The 19684-nt window shown below is 35.4% G+C and carries 23 protein-coding genes; 6 read left to right on the top strand and 17 right to left on the bottom strand.

All coding sequences use genetic code 11. The features are described from left to right. Window positions 1-22: 22 nt before the first annotated feature. The 7 genes from OQZ33_RS07005 to OQZ33_RS06975 form a co-directional block, all read right to left on the bottom strand. Window positions 23-457 carry a hypothetical protein gene (locus OQZ33_RS07005; RefSeq protein ID WP_265798336.1) on the bottom strand — a complete coding sequence of 145 codons (435 nt, stop codon included), beginning with the start codon at window positions 455-457 and terminating at the stop codon, window positions 23-25. Beyond that, window positions 435-1196, bottom strand: coding sequence for a hypothetical protein (locus tag OQZ33_RS07000; protein WP_265798335.1), 762 nt, complete (start codon window positions 1194-1196; stop codon window positions 435-437). The genes OQZ33_RS07005 and OQZ33_RS07000 overlap by 23 nt, the downstream gene beginning before the upstream one ends. After that, window positions 1196-1354, bottom strand: a complete 159-nt coding sequence (locus tag OQZ33_RS06995) for a hypothetical protein (RefSeq protein ID WP_265798334.1) — start codon at window positions 1352-1354, stop codon at window positions 1196-1198. The genes OQZ33_RS07000 and OQZ33_RS06995 overlap by 1 nt, the downstream gene beginning before the upstream one ends. Window positions 1355-1706: 352 nt before the next feature. Next, the gene (locus OQZ33_RS06990) at window positions 1707-1979 is read right to left on the bottom strand and encodes a hypothetical protein (protein ID WP_265798333.1); all 273 of its coding nucleotides are present in this window, start codon (window positions 1977-1979) and stop codon (window positions 1707-1709) included. 64 nt (window positions 1980-2043) lie between these two features. Beyond that, window positions 2044-2553, bottom strand: a complete 510-nt coding sequence (locus tag OQZ33_RS06985) for a hypothetical protein (protein WP_265798332.1) — start codon at window positions 2551-2553, stop codon at window positions 2044-2046. A 144-nt stretch (window positions 2554-2697) separates the two neighbouring features. Then, window positions 2698-2919: a hypothetical protein gene (locus OQZ33_RS06980; protein WP_265798331.1), complete on the bottom strand. Its 222-nt coding sequence runs from the start codon at window positions 2917-2919 to the stop codon at window positions 2698-2700. Window positions 2920-2940: 21 nt separating this feature from the next. Beyond that, window positions 2941-3150 (bottom strand): hypothetical protein, encoded by a 210-nt coding sequence (locus tag OQZ33_RS06975; protein WP_265798330.1) that lies wholly within the window; start codon window positions 3148-3150, stop codon window positions 2941-2943. Window positions 3151-3752: 602 nt separating this feature from the next. On the opposite strand from OQZ33_RS06975, the gene OQZ33_RS06970 reads away from it, so the two are divergent. After that, complete coding sequence (locus tag OQZ33_RS06970; RefSeq protein ID WP_265798329.1) at window positions 3753-3971, top strand: helix-turn-helix domain-containing protein; 219 nt, start codon at window positions 3753-3755, stop codon at window positions 3969-3971. Here OQZ33_RS06970 and OQZ33_RS06965 read toward each other — a convergent pair. The 3 genes from OQZ33_RS06965 to OQZ33_RS06955 form a co-directional block, all read right to left on the bottom strand. Further along, window positions 3964-4272, bottom strand: a complete 309-nt coding sequence (locus tag OQZ33_RS06965; RefSeq protein ID WP_265798328.1) for a hypothetical protein — start codon at window positions 4270-4272, stop codon at window positions 3964-3966. The genes OQZ33_RS06970 and OQZ33_RS06965 overlap by 8 nt on opposite strands. Window positions 4273-4279: 7 nt before the next feature. Further along, a complete protein-coding gene (locus tag OQZ33_RS06960; protein ID WP_265798326.1) occupies window positions 4280-4546 on the bottom strand; it encodes a hypothetical protein in 267 nt (88 codons plus the stop codon). 251 nt (window positions 4547-4797) lie between these two features. Then, the gene (locus OQZ33_RS06955) at window positions 4798-5571 is read right to left on the bottom strand and encodes a hypothetical protein (RefSeq protein WP_265798325.1); all 774 of its coding nucleotides are present in this window, start codon (window positions 5569-5571) and stop codon (window positions 4798-4800) included. Window positions 5572-6272: 701 nt separating this feature from the next. On the opposite strand from OQZ33_RS06955, the gene OQZ33_RS06950 reads away from it, so the two are divergent. Together OQZ33_RS06950 and OQZ33_RS06945 are read left to right on the top strand one after the other, a co-directional pair. Next, window positions 6273-6443 (top strand): hypothetical protein, encoded by a 171-nt coding sequence (locus OQZ33_RS06950; protein WP_265798324.1) that lies wholly within the window; start codon window positions 6273-6275, stop codon window positions 6441-6443. After that, window positions 6443-6727, top strand: a complete 285-nt coding sequence (locus OQZ33_RS06945) for a hypothetical protein (protein WP_265798323.1) — start codon at window positions 6443-6445, stop codon at window positions 6725-6727. The genes OQZ33_RS06950 and OQZ33_RS06945 overlap by 1 nt, the downstream gene beginning before the upstream one ends. On the opposite strand, the gene OQZ33_RS06940 is transcribed toward OQZ33_RS06945, so the two are convergent. Then, window positions 6711-7961 (bottom strand): tyrosine-type recombinase/integrase, encoded by a 1251-nt coding sequence (locus OQZ33_RS06940; RefSeq protein ID WP_265798322.1) that lies wholly within the window; start codon window positions 7959-7961, stop codon window positions 6711-6713. The two genes, OQZ33_RS06945 and OQZ33_RS06940, sit on opposite strands and share 17 nt — an antisense overlap. A gap of 137 nt (window positions 7962-8098) precedes the next feature. Here OQZ33_RS06940 and OQZ33_RS06935 point away from each other — a divergent pair, with 137 nt between their 5' ends. Both OQZ33_RS06935 and OQZ33_RS06930 read left to right on the top strand, forming a co-directional pair. Then, window positions 8099-8680: a thymidine kinase gene (locus tag OQZ33_RS06935; protein ID WP_265798321.1), complete on the top strand. Its 582-nt coding sequence runs from the start codon at window positions 8099-8101 to the stop codon at window positions 8678-8680. 59 nt (window positions 8681-8739) lie between these two features. After that, window positions 8740-9528 carry an SDR family oxidoreductase gene (locus tag OQZ33_RS06930; protein ID WP_265798320.1) on the top strand — a complete coding sequence of 263 codons (789 nt, stop codon included), beginning with the start codon at window positions 8740-8742 and terminating at the stop codon, window positions 9526-9528. A 184-nt stretch (window positions 9529-9712) separates the two neighbouring features. On the opposite strand, the gene OQZ33_RS06925 is transcribed toward OQZ33_RS06930, so the two are convergent. Continuing rightward, complete coding sequence (locus tag OQZ33_RS06925; protein WP_265798319.1) at window positions 9713-13090, bottom strand: DEAD/DEAH box helicase; 3378 nt, start codon at window positions 13088-13090, stop codon at window positions 9713-9715. A gap of 205 nt (window positions 13091-13295) precedes the next feature. Here OQZ33_RS06925 and OQZ33_RS06920 point away from each other — a divergent pair, with 205 nt between their 5' ends. Beyond that, a complete protein-coding gene (locus tag OQZ33_RS06920; protein ID WP_265798318.1) occupies window positions 13296-14063 on the top strand; it encodes a DeoR/GlpR family DNA-binding transcription regulator in 768 nt (255 codons plus the stop codon). A gap of 61 nt (window positions 14064-14124) precedes the next feature. Here the strand turns inward: OQZ33_RS06920 and OQZ33_RS06915 are convergent, their stop codons facing one another. From OQZ33_RS06915 to OQZ33_RS06895, 5 genes are all read right to left on the bottom strand, one after another. Then, window positions 14125-15066, bottom strand: coding sequence for a glycerophosphodiester phosphodiesterase family protein (locus OQZ33_RS06915; RefSeq protein ID WP_265798317.1), 942 nt, complete (start codon window positions 15064-15066; stop codon window positions 14125-14127). 6 nt (window positions 15067-15072) lie between these two features. Then, a complete protein-coding gene (locus tag OQZ33_RS06910; protein WP_265798316.1) occupies window positions 15073-15672 on the bottom strand; it encodes a histidine phosphatase family protein in 600 nt (199 codons plus the stop codon). A gap of 39 nt (window positions 15673-15711) precedes the next feature. Next, window positions 15712-16743 carry a GntR family transcriptional regulator gene (locus OQZ33_RS06905; protein ID WP_265798315.1) on the bottom strand — a complete coding sequence of 344 codons (1032 nt, stop codon included), beginning with the start codon at window positions 16741-16743 and terminating at the stop codon, window positions 15712-15714. 179 nt (window positions 16744-16922) lie between these two features. Then, entirely contained in the window at window positions 16923-18302 is a 1380-nt protein-coding gene (locus OQZ33_RS06900) for an FGGY-family carbohydrate kinase (protein ID WP_265798314.1), read from the bottom strand. Window positions 18303-18319: 17 nt separating this feature from the next. Next, window positions 18320-19600, bottom strand: coding sequence for a TIM barrel protein (locus OQZ33_RS06895; RefSeq protein WP_265798313.1), 1281 nt, complete (start codon window positions 19598-19600; stop codon window positions 18320-18322). Window positions 19601-19684: the final 84 nt, after the last annotated feature.

Below are 19684 nucleotides of genomic sequence, written 5' to 3'. Positions count from 1 at the left end.
ACCTTTTCATTTAGAATTTCCATTATTTCTTCCTTCCTTTCTTCACTGGCTCTGGTTTATCTAAAGTAGAATTATAAGCTTTAATCATTTCATCAGCATCGTTATCACCATCGCCAACCAATTCATCAGAATTATAAGCTTCAATTTTACCATCAACTATATTTTTCATAGCTACGGGTTCACCATCCAATTTCATCACCAATACCACATCAGCCAGCGTTGAAGATAATCTATCATAAATGCTGATGAATTGTTCTAGGGCTTCAATAACGCATGAAGGGCATGTAGTGACAAATATTGGTGGTAATACATTTGGGTAAACCCTTTGCACTGCTGAATAAATCTCTTTCATTTCCTCTAATTCATCAGGTGTTAATTGATGCACTGTTTTATTTTTGTAACCCTCAAAAATGTGATTGAGAGGTTTCATTAAATTATATAAATCTATTTCTGTCATTTTGTATTTTGGTTTTAATTTCAATGATTCTTTGTTGTAAAGCCTTCATTGCATGGCTCGTTTTATCTGGGTTGAATTTTCTTGAAAGGTGTTTTCTAAATTGTTCCTTTTCTTCTGATGTTAGGTATTTCAATATGTCATCAGGTGTGAAGTTGTAGCGGTTGAAAAAACCATCTTCTGAATCTTCATCATAAAGAATGATACCATCACCTTCATTATAGTCTTCATACACCTCATTCAAATTTTCAGTATGACTGATTTTTATTGCGCCCTGCAAGCTAGATGCATGTAGAAGCCTTGTAATGTATGAGTGTTTGACCATCACATATTCTTCACCTGTCTTCTTATCAATTGCCATTCTTTTGTACATGGCTTTATTGAAGATAATGGTGCAGGCTGTTGCAGTTAGCTTTTGCACATTTAAATCACCATTCTTTTTAAAGAACCCTTTCACAAAAACACCTTTTTTATTTTTCTCACCCTCAACAAATTTGTCTGGGTGAATTGCAAATAGTTCTGTGAAAGTCAGTTGATAAACATCATCAAGAATATCATCTTGGTTGGTATAAATTTGGTATAATCTTAACCAACCTCGGATGTAAAATTTAATAGGGTTTTCTTTTGATTTAGAAAACTTTTTCATGTAAACCCCACCAACCTTACCAGTTAAATAAAGTTCAGTCAATACTTTATCTTGTATTTGTTTGTTGCTTAAACCTTCATAAGCTGTTATATTCATTAGGCTTCTGGTGCTATTTCTTCTTGTGGCAATAATTGCGCTAATACTCTAAGTGAGTTATCCAAAACTTGACCATCATGGCGGTTAAGTGTTAATGTACCAGTCAATGAATAAAGCACCTCAAATGCTTGTTGGGGAGTTAGTTGTTTTTGTTCCAATTTTTTGTTGTTAAATTTTATTTGCACACCATGTTAGAAACTCTCGTATTGAACCACCAACCAATATTGCACCACTGCGTTTGGTTTCTTTACACCAATATGTGTATAGTTCTAGTAGCTTCTGTTCCATGCTATGTTTCTTGTTTAAAAGTGTAGTGAGAATGGGTTACCAGATATTGAATCGGGGGTTTTTGCTACCTTTGGTGGTCTGTCAAGGGTTTGGAAGCCTTTAACCCTCATTCTGCCATCGTCATTTTATCAATACACCTTTATTTTTTAATCTGCAATTGCAGAGACTATTATTAGTATCGTTGTTAGTAATTGTATGGTCAACATTGACCAAAAAGCAGTCTTACTCATTTACTTTTTCTTTTGTCCTTTTATTGTTTAATTGATGTTGTATATCTATTAAGTAAATACAGATTTCAAAAAATTCAAGTCGTTCATTGATTTTTAGTAAATAATCTATTGCTTCATTGAATGCATTGTGTTCATCTGATAACGTGCTGATGTTATTTACCAGAATGACACTGTTTAACTTTCCCTTATCATATCCAGCGTTTAGCATCATTTCATAAACCTCATCTAGCCTATTGTTTATTTTATCAATTTTTCTTTTTGTCATTTTCATCAAGCCATTTCCAGTAAGTAATGCAGATTAAAATTATTAGTATCGTCTGTATCATAATTTAACCTCCTTTAAGTAATAAGTCAATGTTATAATTGAAGTGCTTCCCACCTCTTTTTATCAACTTCATGTACCCTTTATTTCTGGCTTTTATTCTGTCAATGTATACCCATTCTTCAAGCCTGTAATATCCATTATTACCCATGCTTGTATTTCTGTTTTCTTTTTGCTTTACCTCAAATACATCTGCATCATTTGCTACTGCTGCTAGGTTATATGCAAACGTGCATCTATTGGTTACGATGAAATAAAGCGGTGTACCATCAGTTGAATTAGTGGTTAAATCATCAAAGTCTTTCTTAGTTATAATGGTGGTCATGTGTTGCAATTGCACACTATCATTGCACTTAATTTCAATTTTATATTTCTTATCACCTCGTGTTGCATCGGCATCATACCAACCATATTTGTCTGCTTCATTAGGATTAAAACTATCCCATTTTATTAATTGGCTAACGATGTCTAAACCAATCTTATCAAATTTTAAAAATCCATTTTCTATTGCTTTCATATCTATAAATATCGGGCTGGTAGCAAGTTGACCTAAAAAGTTATCAACATTTTTTACCAATAAAAAACCCTTACCGATTTACCAGTAAGGGTCATCTATGGTAATGATACCATAGCTTAATAGATATGTAAATGTTATTTTATTTTATCCTTCTATTTTTTCATCAATCAGCGTTATAAACTGATTTAAATATTCAATATGAGATAGAAAAGTAGCTTTCATTTCTTTTAACACTGGAAGTTCAGTTTGAATTTTCTTGCTTGTACCATAGCTGTTAAGTACTGTAGCATTCCACTTATATTTTTCATACAAGGCTTCAAATACCTTATCATAAGCTACATTGCTAATTATAATATCTTCTGTCATAATTTAGATTTTTTGACCAAATTAACTTCTTAACTCGATATTTTTAAATAAATCTTCAACAACTTCTGCATCATAGTATTTGGCTTGTAAGCTGTATCTCTTTAGGTAAACCACTGAAGATAACTCAACATAAGCTTCATGCACTGGTGTAACGTTATTTTCTGCCAGCAATGCAATAATCTTTGATTTAGATAACCTCCACTTTTTGTAGATAGTAGTAATCGTGTACATTACTTTTTTCTGCTGTCATAAAGTTTATTCAAATCGCCAACACCACAAATAGTATTGTTGACGTCATGACTATTGTAGATGTCTGATGTTACCTTTTAGCTAAAGCTGCTTACATTATTTTGCTTCAAGTATAAGATATATTTACCATATACAACATCCTTACGTTGGATTAAAGCACAATCATTCTGGTCTTCTTTTTTGCAAGCTAACATTGTTGTAGCAATGCAAATACTTAATATTATCTTCTTCATAGTTTTTTATTAATCACATTCTTTCCCTTCTACTATTACCGACTCATAACTGCCTTTAGCATTTTCAATGTATTCATCCCATGCAGCTTCACTAGGCATATCACACTTGCAGCGCACCGTACCATCTGGAATTGACCTAATACAATCATTACTGTTCTTGAAATAGAGGTAAAACAGCAATAAAGCTGTACCAAAGAATAAAAATAAGGTTAAACACCCCTTTGGGCTAAAATCAGGTTTTGTTTCCCTCGATTGATAATTAATTTATGGAAACAAAACTATAATAATTTCTGCTAATTTCTGCACATGCGCCATATTTTTTACTGTATTTTTTGTATTCTTTTGTGGTTAATGAATCCACAAGATGAAATAACAATAAAAAAATTTGGGGTTAATGTTAAGCTTTACCGTAAACAGAAAGGGTTAACTATCTTACAACTGGCAGAAATCTGTTTAGTTGATTACACAACCATCAGCAGAATTGAACGGGCTTTAGTTAACACAACTGTCACTATGGTCGCACGTATTGCAAATGCTTTGGAAGTTGAAGAAACTAAGTTATTTAACTGATATCTTTAAGTAGGTTTTCTTCAAAACTCATACCTATATCAATAATCCAAGCTGCTTCAATTATTTCTTGTAAAGATGTACCACTAATTGAAACAAATCCAGCAAAGTGTTTAATAGTTAAACCTCGATTTACAAATGTATTTTCATTGTTTATTAAGCCAGCACTGGCAAGCTTATAAGAACCACTTAACCTTTTACATCTTTTTTGCAGTTCTTCAAATTCAATTTTCTTTATCAATTGAAACGTTTCTTCAATTGTATTAATCTCGTCTTTTGGCACGTAGGTAAGTTTACTTTGCATATAATTTTTAATTTAAAATGTGAACAATATCTAATACATCATTTACTAATTGCATAACCTCGGCTTGTTTCTTTTCATTTGGTTTTTGTAACCCAACATTATATGATATAGCACCATCGGCTTCATACAATAAAATACTGGTTGCATTATCTTTACTCGTTAATTCAGTAAATTCATCAGTATATGGGGCATTGATGATGTAACCATATTTTGCACTTAAAATAGTTCTGGTTTGGGTGATAACTGATACACCTTGTTCTTGTAATGTTTTCATATTTTTTCCTTTCATAATGCAAACATAACTAGGGTTTTGTGTAAAAAAAAGTTATCAAAATAAACTTGGAAGTACTCAAATTTTCAATATCTTAATGAAAGTAAAAACAAACTTTCAATTACCTAAAACTTTGATTCCAGCTTGCCAAGGCATTTTTCTTAATTTACCTTGGAATTCCAGAATGATGACAAAATTTTTATTGTTAAAATTAGCTTTGAATAGTAATTTAATATGACAAAGCTTACTTCTAGCTAGGCTGTTTTTGCCATATAAAGAGACAACACACCATCATTAACTTCATAGATTTTGCCATTTATAAAGATATGAGGTAGTGCTTTTGAATATTTTTTTTTAATCAAGTCTATAGTGTCTGCATCCAGTGTTAAGTCTGTACTCAATTCTATACCGTTCCTTGCAATTATTTTTGTTAATGAAATAGTTACATCTTTTGTTGAAGATAATTGAACTGGTGGCTCTACATTAGGTAAAATTGTAGCTTTTAGTTTTGCCTTTAGTTCTTCTATTTCTTGTTGAAGTTTTTGAATTAATAAATCTTTTTCATCTACATTACCGCCAACGGTCACATATTTTTTTATTCTTGGTTGCACTTCTGGCTTTACAAAACTTGAATCTACTTTTACTCTGCAATTATCAAAAGCCCAGCGTTTGATGAATAAAGGACATTTGGTATCATCTGTATCATAGAGATGCTTTCTTGCATCTTCCGCTTTGAAGGGATTATTGATTATAAATTGGGATAAGGTTTGTTTTACGTTGTTACCGATTGTGGTTTGGGTAATTATATTTTGGTTGATTAGCAGTGCTAACATCTTATTTAAATCTGCACCAGAAAGACCTAAAAATTTGAAATAAGTTTCTTTGTGCATCGTCAACTTCCCTTTGTGTATTGTTTGGTAATTTGTTTCATGGATTAACCAAATTATCTTGTGAATCTGTTTTGTGTGATTGAATGTACCACATAGTGCTAAATCAAAATTTGTCGGTGTGTTTAATGTAATTGTCATTGTTTTTTTCTTAATAATTTCTATTAGTCTCTGGGTCATTCATTAGCTACCAACTAATGTTCTGGGTTGGTCAATTTGGTAGCAACCAACCCAAAACTAGAATTACCAGAAAAATTTGTAAGTAATCTTATATTGATAAATAGTAGTCAAATTGAAAAGTGACCAGATTATTTAATAATATTTTTGATATCTTATTTATCAAGTATATATCAAGGATTAGAAAAGTCAAGTTGAAAAGCAGAATTACTAATACCCATACCTTAGTGAAAAAACTAAGACTAGTGTAGTATCAATAAGTAATAAAAGAAGTTGAGAAGATTATTCACTCGTAACCTCGTTCACACCCACCCATAGTAAAATCACTAAGACCATTGTATTTATAATTCTTAATCGTAGTTTTTTTAATTAAAAAATTTACTAATGTCCATATCATAGTAATTTTACTATTGCTATTGTATATAATTTATAGTCTTAGTGATTTTACTATGATTGTATTTATTACTATTGAATGAGTTTTTCTCTTTCTTCAATCTTTTATTACTTATTGATACTACACTAGTCTTAGTTTTTTCACTAAGGTTGTGGTCAGTTTTGTCAGGCAAATCTGAAATTCATATAGTTGATAAAAGATATTTCAATTTTTATTTGGTTTCCACACACATTTATTATCTCATTTGCAGCAACACAAACAACTTAAAATAATGATTGAAGAAAAACTATTAACAGGACTACAACATGCCTTAAAATTACTAGAAATCGATGAAAACTATGAAGTATGTGGCATGATGCATAACCATATTCAAGTAACACAAAAAAAGCTTGACATAGCTAACAAACCAGTAAGGATTGATTTAACTAAATTAGTACTATAATGAAACCAAACTACCTAGTCGGCAACATCTTTGAAAATGACTACCTATCGAGAAATTCAGAGGAATTAATTCAACAATTAGATAGATTAAAAATTGAAAATAATTTACTAAAAGGTTTACAGATAGGTCTTATGCAGAAGCAGATGAATGATTTGCATACAATAGCAATGTCTTCAACTGTTATAAAAAATAAAGAACCTAAAACAAAAAAGCCTTCCAAAAAAGAAAGGCTTAATGGAATATTAGCTAAAAGGGCTTTAGATTCAGCTATAAAAAATAATTAGTGTTATCATCGGGTGCAATGTCACAACCTATATTTTGTAGATAGATTTCTGTTGTATGTTGATGCTGATGTCTACACTGCGACCTTACAAAATCTAATGCTTTAGAACCACCTATTTCCGGTTTCAATTTGTTATAACGGTGCTGCACACCAGAATGCTTAAATGAATAAATTGTTTGACCTTGTTTATTAAATAGACTAGGATTAGCGATTTTAACTGCTTCTAACATACTATCAAAATCCCCTTGGATAAAGTTTACTGCTAAAGGTTTGTTGCGCTTGGTAAGGCTCATTAATACCTTAGTTGGGTCATTGGGATTAAAGTTATAGTGCTTGATATATCTTCCAAATACATCAAGTAATTCTGGATGCATTTTGACTTTATAGATTTTATCATCATCACCTTTCTTGGTGATGTCACCAGAAATTTCAAATTGTTTTCCAACTAAATTTAAATGTTCAAATGTTAATCTTCTGGTTTCTGATTTACGGATATAGGCATAGTAAATGATTTTCAAAAATAATTCCAGTCTAATTAGCTTATTTTCTTTACAGTAGCTAAAAATAGTTTCAATTTCTTTTTCACTGAAAGTTTGGAATCTAGTTTTCTTTACGCCATTGGTTTTGTAGTTTTTTATTCCAGCTATTGGATTGATGGGTAAAATATCAAATTCAACAAGCTTACCTAAAAATGCACTAATCCAACCCTTTCTGACATTCACACTGGATGCTTCCCATACTGTAGCATGTTGATAGTCTAAATAATTTCTTAAAGATTGCTTTGTTATTTCCCTAACATCATTAATCTTAATTGAAGTGAAATACGGGATAAACTGGTTTTCAAAAAACATTCTGATATTTCTAGCACTATCTTTTTGTTTCTCGGTGGGTTTATCATATCCCATCTTTGAGAAATAGAAATCAAAATTGTACTTTAACGTGTATTTCTTTTCCGCTTCAAGTGCTTTCAATTTCACCTGCTGATAGCCGATTGATGAATTTTCTGGGTCAATCCCAAGTTCTAATTCTGAAAGAATTGCAGCCATTAGAAGTTCAGCATTTTCTTTTCTTTGAGATAGTTTTAAATCTTTTCCGTTGATACTTAGATTGTAGCGTTTTCCAAACTCTTTTCTGTATTCTGGCTTCTGGTTTGGGTACTCAATTTTATACCTGACCATCCATTTTTTACTATCTTTACTGCTCAAAAACGGAGCAGTAAATTTAAAGTTTTCCATATTTAGCGTTATTTATTTTGTCACTCAATTATCACTCAATGTGACTCAAATATAGTAATAACCTCGATATGTACAATCTTATGATATTTGTTCGGTTTAAAATTAAAGAGAATCCACCGGGTTATAAAAAATAAGGCATGTTATTTAGCGAACAGAATTTTAGAAGAAGGGGAGAATTTTCAGGAAGTATTGAAGTGGTATGTGGCTCTATGTTTTCTGGAAAAACTGAAGAGCTAATCCGCCGACTAAAAAGAGCCCAAATTGCTAAGCTGAATGTAGAGATTTTCAAACCTCGGACAGATACCCGCTATCATGAAAGTGCAGTGGTTTCTCATGATTTAAATTCCATAAACTCCACTCCTGTTGATAGCGCTTCGGCCATTTTACTATTGGGAACCAATACCCAGGTTGTAGGCATTGATGAGGCCCAGTTTTTCGACAATGAACTTCCGGATGTTTGTAATAAGTTAGCGCTCAAAGGCATCAGAGTTATTGTTGCCGGGCTCGACATGGATTTTACGGGCAAACCTTTTGGACCCATGCCCGCTTTGATGGCCATTGCCGAGCATGTTACAAAAGTAAATGCCGTTTGTGTTTGCTGTGGCAACCCTGCGCTTTACAGTTACCGGACAGTTGCTGATGAAGCTACCGTTTTACTCGGCGAAAAAGAAAGTTATGAGCCACGATGCAGGGCTTGCTACAATTTGGGTAAGGGATAACCGATTTCAAAACTGTTTTCTTATCCGATTGTTAGTCAATACTAAATACTAAAATTCAATTGAAAACGATTTCCATTTTAGGTTGCGGCTGGTTTGGTTTTGCTTTTGCAAAGAAATTAGTTGAGCTTGGTTACGAAGTGAAAGGATCTACCACTTCGGCCGAAAAACTTGATTTACTTGCAGAAGAGAAAATTAATCCGTTCCTAATCAATTTCACAGCTGAGCAAATTATAGCCGACAACGAATTCTTTGATGCGGATGCGCTTTTTATCTGCATTCCTCCAAAAAGAAACTCTACTGAACTTCTTGATTACCCTCAAAAGATAAAATCAATTTTGGCAGCCGCCAAAGATAAATCGAAACAGGTCGTATTAATCAGCTCGACAAGTGTATATGCTGATGAAAATAAAACAGTAAACGAAAACAGCGAGACACATCCCGATACCGATTCGGGGAAGGTAGTATTGTCTGCAGAAAACATCTTAAAGTCTTCTCTACCAGATCAGTTTACCATTATTCGCTTCGCGGGATTGATTGGGCCTAATAGAAACCCCGGCAGGTTTTTTGCTGGCAAAACTGATGTTCCAAATGGTTTAGCACCTGTTAATCTCATCCATCAAACTGATGCTGTTGGTATTGCGGTTGCAATTTTAGACAAACAGGCTTACGGACGGATTTATAACGCTTGCTCTCCTCACCATCCCACAAAAAAGGAGTTTTACACCGAGACGGCGAAAACATCTGGTTTAATGGAACCCTTTTTTACAGACGAAATGAAAGATTGGAAGGTTGTGGAAAGTGTTAACGTTCCTGAGTGGTTAAAATACGATTTCCAGATTCTAATTTAGTTTCTAGCTCACGCTTCAAAAAACCTGTCATTCTGAGCGCAGCGAAGAATCCCTAACCTACACAAAGCGCTATCTCAACTTGCCGCAACACCTGAAACAAAATCTATAAGTTATTAATGTTGGATCTTTGATTTAACAGATTCTTCGCTGCGCTCAGAATGACCAAGCGTTGATCGAGATTTAATCAGCTCAACAGCCCCAATAATTCCTTTTTGCTTAAGTTCTTAAAAAATCCACCATCGGTTTGAATCAAATTTTTAACCAGATCCTTTTTTGTAGCTTGCAATTTCATAATTTTTTCTTCAATCGTATCCGGGCAAATTAGCCTTACTGCCATTACATTATTATGTTGCCCAATGCGGTAAGCTCTATCAATGGCTTGATTTTCAACCGCAGGATTCCACCATGGATCAACGAGATAAACATAATCTGCCTGGGTTAAATTCAAACCTGTTCCTCCTGCTTTCAAACTGATCAGAAACACAGGAATATCATTATTTTGCTGAAAAGATTGAACAACTTCTTCCCGATTTTTGGTTTGTCCAGTCAGATACTCATATTTAATATGACGTTTTTCGAGTTGTTTTTTAATTAAATCGAGCATGGTTACAAACTGAGAAAACACTAAAATTTTATGGTTTAACGCCTTGTTTTCTATTTGTTCCAAAAGCACATCGATTTTTGATGATGCCTGTAAGTAAGATTTTCCATCGGCCAACAAGGCTGCAGAATTGCAAATCTGCCTCAATTGAGTAATGCTTTTTAACACGTGCATGGAACTTTTGGGCAGCTCGTCTTCAGTTTTATTTAAAATATAATCCTGAATTTCCTTTTTGTTTGCCTCATAAACTTCTCGCTGCTCCGCTCCCATTTCACAGTATAAAATGATTTCTGTTTTATCAGGAAGTTCTGTAGCTACCTGCTCTTTGGTTCTTCGAAGAATAAATGGCCTGATCTTCTGCTGAAGTTCCTCTGCTCGTCGCTTATCTTTGAACTGATCAATCGGGGTAGAATATAAATCAGCAAATTGCTGTTTACTGCCAAATAAACCCGGGCAGGCAAAAGACAATTGCCCGTATAAATCAAAAGTATTGTTCTCAATCGGTGTACCGGTCATCACAACTTTATTCCGCGATTGCAACAACCGAACTGCTTTGTATCGCTGCGATTCAGCGTTTTTAATGTTTTGCGATTCATCCAAAAAGATGTAGTTAAAGCGATAATCTTTCAAAAAACGAATATCAGAAAGCAAAGTCCCGTAAGAGGCTAATATCAGCTCAAAGCGATCGAAAGTATCGGTAGTTTTAGTTCTTTCACTGCCATAAATCGTTTTTACCTTTATTGATGGGGCAAATTTTTCTACTTCAGCTTTCCAGTTGAAAATTAAAGATGCTGGCACAACAACAAGATTAGTATTGTGCTTTACTTTATCTCGCTGAGAAAGGATAAAAGCGAGAATCTGGATCGTTTTACCCAAGCCCATATCATCGGCCAGACAAGATCCAAAATTAAAATCATCCAGAAAATTGAGCCAGTTTAAGCCATCTTTTTGGTAATGCCTTAAAGTGGCTTGTAAAGTCACTGGAACTTCAACTTCCGTTATCGAATCGGTATTTTCAAACTTCTGGCGATAAGATTGAAGCTCATTTTTAACTTCACCATCAAGCAAAGCATCTTCATAAAGCTCGTTAATGGTGGCAAATTTAATTTTTGGCGTCAATATAGCATCTTCAGTTAATTCACCAGCGTTAAAGTAATCGGTAAATTTTTGCAGCCAGCTTTCCGGCAAAATACCTTGCGTGCCATCGTCGAGGGTAACAAATTTGCTCTTGTTCCTGACTGATTTATGCAAATGCTTTAAGGCGACTTTTTGCTTTCCAAATTTTACTTCCACTTTGGTTTCAAACCAATCGGTTCCGCTTAAAACCTCAATGTTAATATTTGCTTTGTGTTGATTAAGTTTATTATTTTTCAGCTTATTGAAGCCCAGAATGTGGATTCCTTTATTCCGCCAGGTTTCAAATGCATCTAAAAACCAGGCTTCCTCTAAAAATCTTTTCCGATGAAGGTAAAAGGAATCATTACTCTCCTGATCGTAAAAAAAGGGATGCTGCTTTAACAAATTGCCAATAAACTGTAATTCAGCATGATCATCACGATGAACAGTAAAAACATTTCCCAATTTATCTTGTGCCTGAATCTGCTTTTTCGAAAGTACCGGAATTTCCTGATTTCCGTAGCGCATTACCGGAGTGATGAGAATAAAATCTTCCGATTCGGATAGGTAAATCAGCTGCTCGGTTTCTAAATCAAAACCCTTTTCTTCAATTTGTTTTTTTGTTGCAGGCTTTAAGTAGGAATAATCTACATGAATGCTTCCTTCCAACTGCACTAAAATTGTTTTTTGGAACTCAGGATATTTCGATTTATGAAGGATTAAGCGATTACTTTGCTTCTTGAAAAATCCAATTATCCGCAACAAATCCAACCGGGTAATGAGGTAAAGCTGATCTTTGAGCTGGATAAAATATTGATGGACCATCGTTAACTGATCAAGTTCATAGGATTTCCCTTCGATGCTTAAGCGCCCGGTAATTTCAAAGAAATCGCCTTTTTGATTAACAGTTAAGCGCAAATCAACTTCCATTGCTTTAACAGTTACGGCAGCTATTGTTGATGCCTGAATGGCTGAAGATTGCTTATTGCTTTGAATATAGCAAGGTAAATTTAAAGGATTTTTAACAACGGCCTTTAAAGCGTTAATTTCTTCTTCACTTTGTTCGTTGTTATAATTTTGTTGAAAAGCAGCAACTCCACTATAAAATTTTAATACGTCGCCTTCTTCCGCCTTAAAAATATGGGTATTGGGATTTACACTTTTTAATGGATTTTTTACCTTTCCGTTTTTGGTAATCTGCGCCTCAAAAAGCTCTAAAGTTAAATTGTTGTAGTAGCGGTGTTGCCCCAAAACTAAAATCAGATTACCAGCATCAACGTTCGGCTTTTTACCTGTCTCCTTTGGCAACAACATTTGCTCGAGTTGTTCTTTCGCTTCGCGATTGAAAGGTTGCAGTGCTTCAATTTTCGGTTTGATTTTTATTTCACCATCTTGTAAAGTCAAATTAAAAATCGACTCCAGATCTTTCTCATATTCTAACCCGTAATTTACTGCAATTTTGAGCAGCTGCTGTTTTCTGAGGTTTTTATCGAAAAAAATCAATAATTCTTGTCGATACAAAATGTTGTATAAAACCTGCGCCTGATGTTCACATAACTTAGTTTTTGGTGTTTCGCAACGGCAAGAAAGTTTTACATTTTTTTCATTCTGCTGAACCTGAACAATGGGGAAAACTGCCGCAGAGTCGTAGCTACTGAAAGCGGCAAAATCAATTTCAATTTGTTCTGCAACTAAACCGTAAAACCCTTTTACATCGGTATGTATCTGTTGATTTAAATGCTTTAAAATTACGATGGCACTCAAATATTGGAGATTAAAATTCTCAAGTATATAGTCGTAAGGATTTACTTCTATCGTTTGATCGCTGCGATTCTCTTCACTCATTTAAATTGGAAATAATGGATAAAAATACATTTACCCTGCGATAATGACGCAATAGGCTGGGAAGTTTTTACCAACAGCCTGTTCGAAAGTTAATTTAACATAAACACATTGAAAGGTAATTTAACTAAATATAATTTTGAATCCTCTGATTTTAAATTATGTTTGTTCACATTAAATAAATTAAGCTCCAAACCGAATATTGTCCATGAAAAACATTACCGACAGACACGAATTCATCTTAAAAAAATTAAAGGAAGACGGAAAAGTAAGCATCATCGAGCTTACCGATTTGATGGAAGTTTCTGGAGTTACCATTAGAAAAGATTTAAAACTTTTAGAAGATAAAAATTTACTTTTCAGAACTCGTGGAGGTGGATCGATTAACAATCCCTATGCAAACGAACGGACGATTAATGAAAAAGCATTCATCAACGCTGATGAGAAACAAAAGATTGCAAAAGCAGCCCTTTCTTTAATTGAAAAAAATGATTCTATCACTATAGGTTCTGGAACAACGGTTTTTGAATTGGCCAGATGTCTATACCCAAATCAGCATTTAACGGTCATCACTCCTGCGCTAAAAGTGGGCTTGGAGTTGAGCACACGCCCTAACGTTGAGGTTTTACAGCTCGGCGGTTTAATTCGCTCCAACTCCTCATCAGTAGCCGGCTCATATGCAGAACGGGTACTAAGTGAAATATCTTGTGGTGTACTATTTTTAGGAGTAGATGGCATCGATATGGATTTTGGTTTCTCGATTACCAATTTAGCCGAAGCCACACTTAACCAAAAAATGATAGATACTGCCCAAACTGTTGTAATTATGGCCGATAGTAGCAAATTTGATAAGCGTGGCCTCGGCAAGGTTTGTGGCTTCGAACAGGTTCATTACATCATCACCGATAACGGCATTTCTGAATTTATCGTGAATCAAATTGAAGAAAAGGGCGTCAAAGTCATCATTGCTGATTAATTAATTAGGGCTTACATCTACGCATTCGGGTTTTGCTAATTCTGGGACAATGTATTGGTAATTATTTTTTAAGGTTTACTTTGCCCATAAACCTGGCTTTCGGATTATTTTTTGGCTGGAGCGTTGTAATGGCCTCAGCCACTTCAATGGGCAAATCCGATTCTAAAATATCTGCTCCCTGTTCAAAGGTTTCTCTATAATTTTTAGCCCGTTCTTCTTTTGTCGCCAACTTATCGTAAGTGGGTGCTGCAGATATCATACACATCACGCCGCGGGCATGCAGCATATCAAAAAGCTCTTTATTTTCAGGTTTGTTAGTTGGCCCGATATAAGCAATCATGCTTTTCCAGGGAATGCCTACAGCCTGGTATTCCGATAAAGCTTTCTTAGTTTTCACAAAAGCAGAAAACATCCGGTCAGGATTTTGATCGTAGTAAAACTTAGCATGTTGGGCATCATGGATAGTAATCATGATTACTTTATTGGGATTTTCCTTTAAGATTCGTTCCTGCATTTCCAAAGGCACATCTTTACGATCTAAATTAACCACTGTTTTACCAGCACTCCAATCAATTACCTCTTTCAGGGTCGGGATTTTGTACTTCGTAACATGCCCTTCTGAATCTTTCAATCTAAATTTTTGAAGCTGGGCAAAAGTATAGTCCGCTACCTTACCAGTACCGTTTGTAGTTCGGTCAAGCGTAGCATCATGCATTAAAACCAAAACGCTATCTTTAGTGAGCCGCGGATCAATCTCAAAAAAAGCTGGTGTAAATTTCAGCGTATTTTCAAAAGTGGCAATGCAGTTCTCTGGAAAACCTTTAACCGTACCACCCCTGTGGCCGCTAATAATGGGTATAGTTTTTCCTGTGTATTTAAAAAATTCACGCAGTTCGTTTACGTTTTTAATTTTTAGCGTGTTGATATTGGTTTGTGCAAATACACAAATAGTTGTGGCAAAAACAAGCTTGGTCAAAAGGATTGCTTTTATGGTAGTTTTCATTTCGAACTATATTTTGCTGTTTAAAAGTTTAAGCATCATTACGCCGTCATCATCAAATTCAATTTCCGTTATCGATGAATTTTGCTGCGCCAACTGGCGATAATTTTTTAAGGGCATTCCGAGTTTGCTGGCCATAAAAATGCGGTTGATGCCGTTATGCCCAACAACCATGATGGTTTGGTTACGATGTTTCAACATCATTCCATCAAAAAAGCTGGTTACCCGATCTACAATCTCTATAGCCGATTCTCCGGTTCCACCTGCTTTATTGATTTCGGGAGCATCCATCCAATTGCTCCACAATGAAGCATTTTCTGCAATGAATTCTGCTTTCGTTTTGCCTTCCCAATTGCCAAAATCGACTTCAATTAATCGATTATCTACAAACACCTCTCTTTTTCCAGATGCAATTTCGGCGGTTCTTTTTGCACGAAGCAGTGGAGAAGAATAAACTGCATCAATTTTCATATCGCTCAGCTGATCGCAAATAAATTTTGCCTGCCTGAGCCCTTTTGTCGTCAATTCGATATCAGTTCTACCGCAATAGCGGTTTCCATCTACATTATAAGCAGTTTCTCCGTGCCTTAATAAATATACTTTAAGCATAAATTTCTTCGTGTTTAAGCAAATAATCAACCAAAAAAATTAAAGTGAATTACGAAGATTTAAGTAGAATGGAACTTCGAGTTTTTCGGTTTTTCCATTTAATACAAATTCTGCTGCCTGTGTACCAAGCTCATGGAAATCTGTAGAGATAGTGGTTATTCCATCTAGAATGAAACGTTTGAGAGGGGTTTCGTTGTAAGAAATTACACCAACATCTCGTCCGATTTTTAGTTTAAGGACAATTAATCGTTCTATTAGCGTTACCAAATCATCTTCCATCAGGTTGATATAAACTTCGCCTGGCTTTATTTCTTCTTCCTTAATATTATGAATCACTTTGTGATCAAAAGCATATTGCTGGCAAAATCGATAGAAACCCGTTAAAATTTCTTGTGGAAAATAACTGTTTTTTGGGAAAATAATTTTGATTGTACTGTACTGAGATAATCGTGGCAAGGCCTGGTCTAAGGCAGCATAAATGTCTTGAGCGAAGTTTTCATAAGCAGCTGCAAAATCGCCGGTAATCCCTGGTAGCAACTTATCCAAAATAATTAATTTCTCTTTTGGGATGGTGTTGATAATTTCGTGGGCATTTTCACCCCCTTCTAAAAAATGCGGTATGATGACAAAATGGGTGTAGTCGTCAATTTTAGAGATGATCATTTTTTTGAAGAATGCAAAGTCGTTGTTATAGATATAGAAATCTATAGCTGCTTTTTCTCCAATTGCTTTCGTAAACGAATCATAGATGATCTTTTTGTGGGTACTCAGTTTATTGAATAGCAAACAAACTTTGAGTTTTCTGGAAAAATCTATGTTGGTAATAAAATATCCTTTACCAGGAACAGAATCGACAACGCCAAGTTTACGTAAATTACGATAACCTTTTTCTGCCGTATCTCTCGACATTTCCAGACTGAAGCTGAGCTCATTAATTGATGGCAACAAACTTCCTTTTTTTAGTTTGCCAGATTCGATGCCACTTAGTATCGCATTAGTAAGTTGCTTATACTTTGGCGTTGATGAATATTCATCAATCTGAATTAAGGAAATTAGGTCGTCTGTTTTCACTATATGCTGGCTCTAAGCCCGAATATAGCAAATTAATGTGGTTTGAGGTCGGGTAAATTAGAGATTATTTCATTCCGCTCATTTTTGTAACCCTAACACAATTAAGCCACTCAGCTTACTGTGTTAAAGAGCTTTAGATACCCATTTGCATCCCCAATGATTTCGCATCCGAGATGCCTCTATATCGTCCGTTGAATTGCAGAGTAATATTTGAGCTGAATCATATCAGTTGGTGCCGGGTTTTCATTCCAGGCATCGTTAATCGCGAGTGCAGTTCCAATGGAAGTGGCTTGCGAAACCGAAGATGCATAAACCTCAATATCAGGAATAGAGGTGGCCAGCAAGTGCATGTAGATGGCATTTTTACCAAATCCTCCATCGACAAATACTCTTTTTACGCCTGAATTTAGAACCAGGTTTAAAGAATAAATCTGTTGCTTTACCAGATCAAAAATAAGCTGATGGTAGGCTTCTTCAGCAGTTTGAAAAAGATTCAAATCACGATCCGGGAACGCGGAATTGGCAGAAAACTCTGTTTGAGCAGTTAAGTTTTCTGGTACTTTATTGGCCAGCTTTAAAATCATGGAAGGATTAAACTTCAGGTGCTTAAATAAATAAGCGGCTCTATCGAAGTGCTCAGCAATACGTTTTAACTGCACCTCATGTTCGTAGCCCGCAAAGATTCGGGAAGCTTTAATCGGTTTGCCTTTGTAATGCATGTAACAAAGGCAGTCTTGTTTCAATTCTTCTTTAGTAAGCGGCCCTTGATTAAAAGGATTTAAACTGATGCACCAGGTACCCGTTGAGATTAGAATAAATGGCGTGTTAAAGTTTGCCAGGTAAGGAATTAGGGCGGCTGAACTATCATGCAAACCAACGCCAACCTGAAACGTTGCGCCATTAAACGTGGTTGCGATGCTTGAATCGGCAGGCGTAAATTCACCAAATTTCTCCTCAATTTTTTCTGAAGTAACCCATTGATGATACTGATTTTGGTTAAAATCCCAAAGTTGTGTATGGCAGCCAATGCTGGTGATATCGCTAACGGCTTTACCGGTAATCAAGAAGCTCAAGTATTGTGGCAAATGCAACGCATACTTCACTTTGTCGAATAAAGCAGGTCGCTCTTTTTTAAGTCTGTAAAGCTGCATTCCAGAATTCAAACTGCCTAAAATTGGCGAGGCAGTTTCTAAAGAGATCTTTTCCTCGCCGCCGTATTTTGCATAAAATTCTTTTTTTAATTCTTCTGGATATTCCTTCAGATAATTATAAAGCGGTGTTAAGGGTGATCCATTTTCATCGAGATACACAAAACTGGCGCCATAGGTAGAGAAATTGACAGCTTTAACGTCAAACTCTTTCATTTGCAAAACCTGATGCAAAGAATCGTAAACCGAGGATTTCAGGCTCTCCAGATTTTCACATGGCTCACCATCTTCATCCACAGTTTCTACGAAACGGGCTGAACGTTCGTAAACAATCTGATAATTTTCATCAATAAGAAAAAGTTTTTTGTTCGTTTTCCCAACGTCAAATATTGCAATAACCGGTTTTGGCATCTCTTTAGCTCCCTTTTTTATAAACCTGTTGCTACAGTAATTCCTCTATGGTTAACTAAATTTGATCTCACACTCAAATCGCGGTACAAGCTTATCGGAGCCAAAGCTGCTCCAGCTCTTAACCTTGCTTCAGCCACTAAAGCTCTTAAATCGCTACGGAAAGTATTTTGTAAAATTTCCTGTGCCTTTGCCACGTCGTTATTATCCTGGGCAGCATTTAAAGCTTTACGATCTACCAATAAGGCTTGAGCATAAGCAATCATAATGGCTTCTACCGATTGTAGTAGATCTTCCAAAGGGTCTTTCACATTGTGAGAGGCATCTATCATCCATCCTAAATCTTTAGCATGGTTCATTCCTTTTGCATCCATACCCTCAACTAGCTCATTAAAAATGAGGAACAATTGATAAGGCTTGATACTTCCGGCAGTTAAATCATCATCACCGTATTTGGAATCGTTGAAATGGAAACCACCTAACTTTCCTTCCATCAAAAGCAAGGCAACAATTTGTTCGATGTTTGCATTTGGTAAATGGTGACCCAAATCTACCAGGGTATAAGCTTGCTTACCTAATTTACTTGCGTAAAGCAGCGACTGACCCCAATCTCCAACCGTTGTGGAATAGAAATTTGGTTCGAATGCTTTATATTCTACGAACAATTTCCAATCTGCCGGCAAAGCCGAATAAATTTCTTCTAAACTTTCTAATATATTTTCGAATGCCCTACGGAAATTTAACTGACCAGGGAAACAAGATCCATCGGCCAGCCAAACTGTTAATGCATCAGAACCTAGCGCCACACCATGCTTAATTACTTCGATGTTATGCTCAATTGCTTGCTTGCGAATGGTTTTATTTACATTTTGTAAGGAACCAAATTTATAGCTATGTGCCGAACCAGCCTGATCTTGAAAAGTGTTTGAATTCATAGCGTCGAACTTCAGTCCGTAGCCCGCTGCAAGGCTTCTTAAACTTTCTGCATTTTGCGGGATATCCCAAGGGATGTGAAGCGATATAGCACCGCTTGCCCCATTTAATGCATGAAGCAAACCAACATCTTCAATTTTTTCTTCAATTGTGCGGGGCTCGCCGCCTGTAATGGCGAAACGACCGAAACGTGTACCACCAGTACCTAAAGCCCATGATGGAATCGCAATCTGAAAATCAATCAATTTCTGGATTACACTTTCTAAATCAACATGCGACCAATCTTCTTTTAGAAAGTTGAGCTTGCGCTGATGTGAACTAATAAGGGAATCATTGTGTTTTTCTATTTGGTTCTGCTCGATATTCATGAGAATACTTGGTTTTGTTAGGTTAATAATTAAGCGATAAATCGCTTTGATTTGATCCTCAATGTAGATTGAGAATTTTTAAAG

Source organism: Pedobacter sp. MC2016-05 (genome assembly GCF_026239735.1).
Lineage (GTDB): Bacteria > Bacteroidota > Bacteroidia > Sphingobacteriales > Sphingobacteriaceae > Pedobacter.
This window is presented reverse-complemented; position numbering and strand designations above follow the sequence as displayed.

Excerpts from the sequence above, each read along its gene's own strand:
- OQZ33_RS06950 (WP_265798324.1), top strand. The coding sequence starts at position 6,273 with ATGATTGAAGAAAAACTATTAACAGGACTACAACATGCCTTAAAATTA.
- OQZ33_RS06895 (WP_265798313.1), bottom strand. The coding sequence starts at position 19,600 with ATGAATATCGAGCAGAACCAAATAGAAAAACACAATGATTCCCTTATT.
- OQZ33_RS06990 (WP_265798333.1), bottom strand. The coding sequence starts at position 1,979 with ATGACAAAAAGAAAAATTGATAAAATAAACAATAGGCTAGATGAGGTT.
- OQZ33_RS06915 (WP_265798317.1), bottom strand. The coding sequence starts at position 15,066 with ATGAAAACTACCATAAAAGCAATCCTTTTGACCAAGCTTGTTTTTGCC.
- OQZ33_RS06965 (WP_265798328.1), bottom strand. The coding sequence starts at position 4,272 with ATGCAAAGTAAACTTACCTACGTGCCAAAAGACGAGATTAATACAATT.
- OQZ33_RS06970 (WP_265798329.1), top strand. The coding sequence starts at position 3,753 with ATGAATCCACAAGATGAAATAACAATAAAAAAATTTGGGGTTAATGTT.
- OQZ33_RS06935 (WP_265798321.1), top strand. The coding sequence starts at position 8,099 with ATGTTATTTAGCGAACAGAATTTTAGAAGAAGGGGAGAATTTTCAGGA.
- OQZ33_RS06920 (WP_265798318.1), top strand. The coding sequence starts at position 13,296 with ATGAAAAACATTACCGACAGACACGAATTCATCTTAAAAAAATTAAAG.
- OQZ33_RS06940 (WP_265798322.1), bottom strand. The coding sequence starts at position 7,961 with ATGGAAAACTTTAAATTTACTGCTCCGTTTTTGAGCAGTAAAGATAGT.
- OQZ33_RS06985 (WP_265798332.1), bottom strand. The coding sequence starts at position 2,553 with ATGAAAGCAATAGAAAATGGATTTTTAAAATTTGATAAGATTGGTTTA.
- OQZ33_RS06960 (WP_265798326.1), bottom strand. The coding sequence starts at position 4,546 with ATGAAAACATTACAAGAACAAGGTGTATCAGTTATCACCCAAACCAGA.
- OQZ33_RS07005 (WP_265798336.1), bottom strand. The coding sequence starts at position 457 with ATGACAGAAATAGATTTATATAATTTAATGAAACCTCTCAATCACATT.
- OQZ33_RS06900 (WP_265798314.1), bottom strand. The coding sequence starts at position 18,302 with ATGCCAAAACCGGTTATTGCAATATTTGACGTTGGGAAAACGAACAAA.
- OQZ33_RS06925 (WP_265798319.1), bottom strand. The coding sequence starts at position 13,090 with ATGAGTGAAGAGAATCGCAGCGATCAAACGATAGAAGTAAATCCTTAC.
- OQZ33_RS06945 (WP_265798323.1), top strand. The coding sequence starts at position 6,443 with ATGAAACCAAACTACCTAGTCGGCAACATCTTTGAAAATGACTACCTA.
- OQZ33_RS06980 (WP_265798331.1), bottom strand. The coding sequence starts at position 2,919 with ATGACAGAAGATATTATAATTAGCAATGTAGCTTATGATAAGGTATTT.
- OQZ33_RS06975 (WP_265798330.1), bottom strand. The coding sequence starts at position 3,150 with ATGTACACGATTACTACTATCTACAAAAAGTGGAGGTTATCTAAATCA.
- OQZ33_RS06955 (WP_265798325.1), bottom strand. The coding sequence starts at position 5,571 with ATGACAATTACATTAAACACACCGACAAATTTTGATTTAGCACTATGT.
- OQZ33_RS07000 (WP_265798335.1), bottom strand. The coding sequence starts at position 1,196 with ATGAATATAACAGCTTATGAAGGTTTAAGCAACAAACAAATACAAGAT.
- OQZ33_RS06910 (WP_265798316.1), bottom strand. The coding sequence starts at position 15,672 with ATGCTTAAAGTATATTTATTAAGGCACGGAGAAACTGCTTATAATGTA.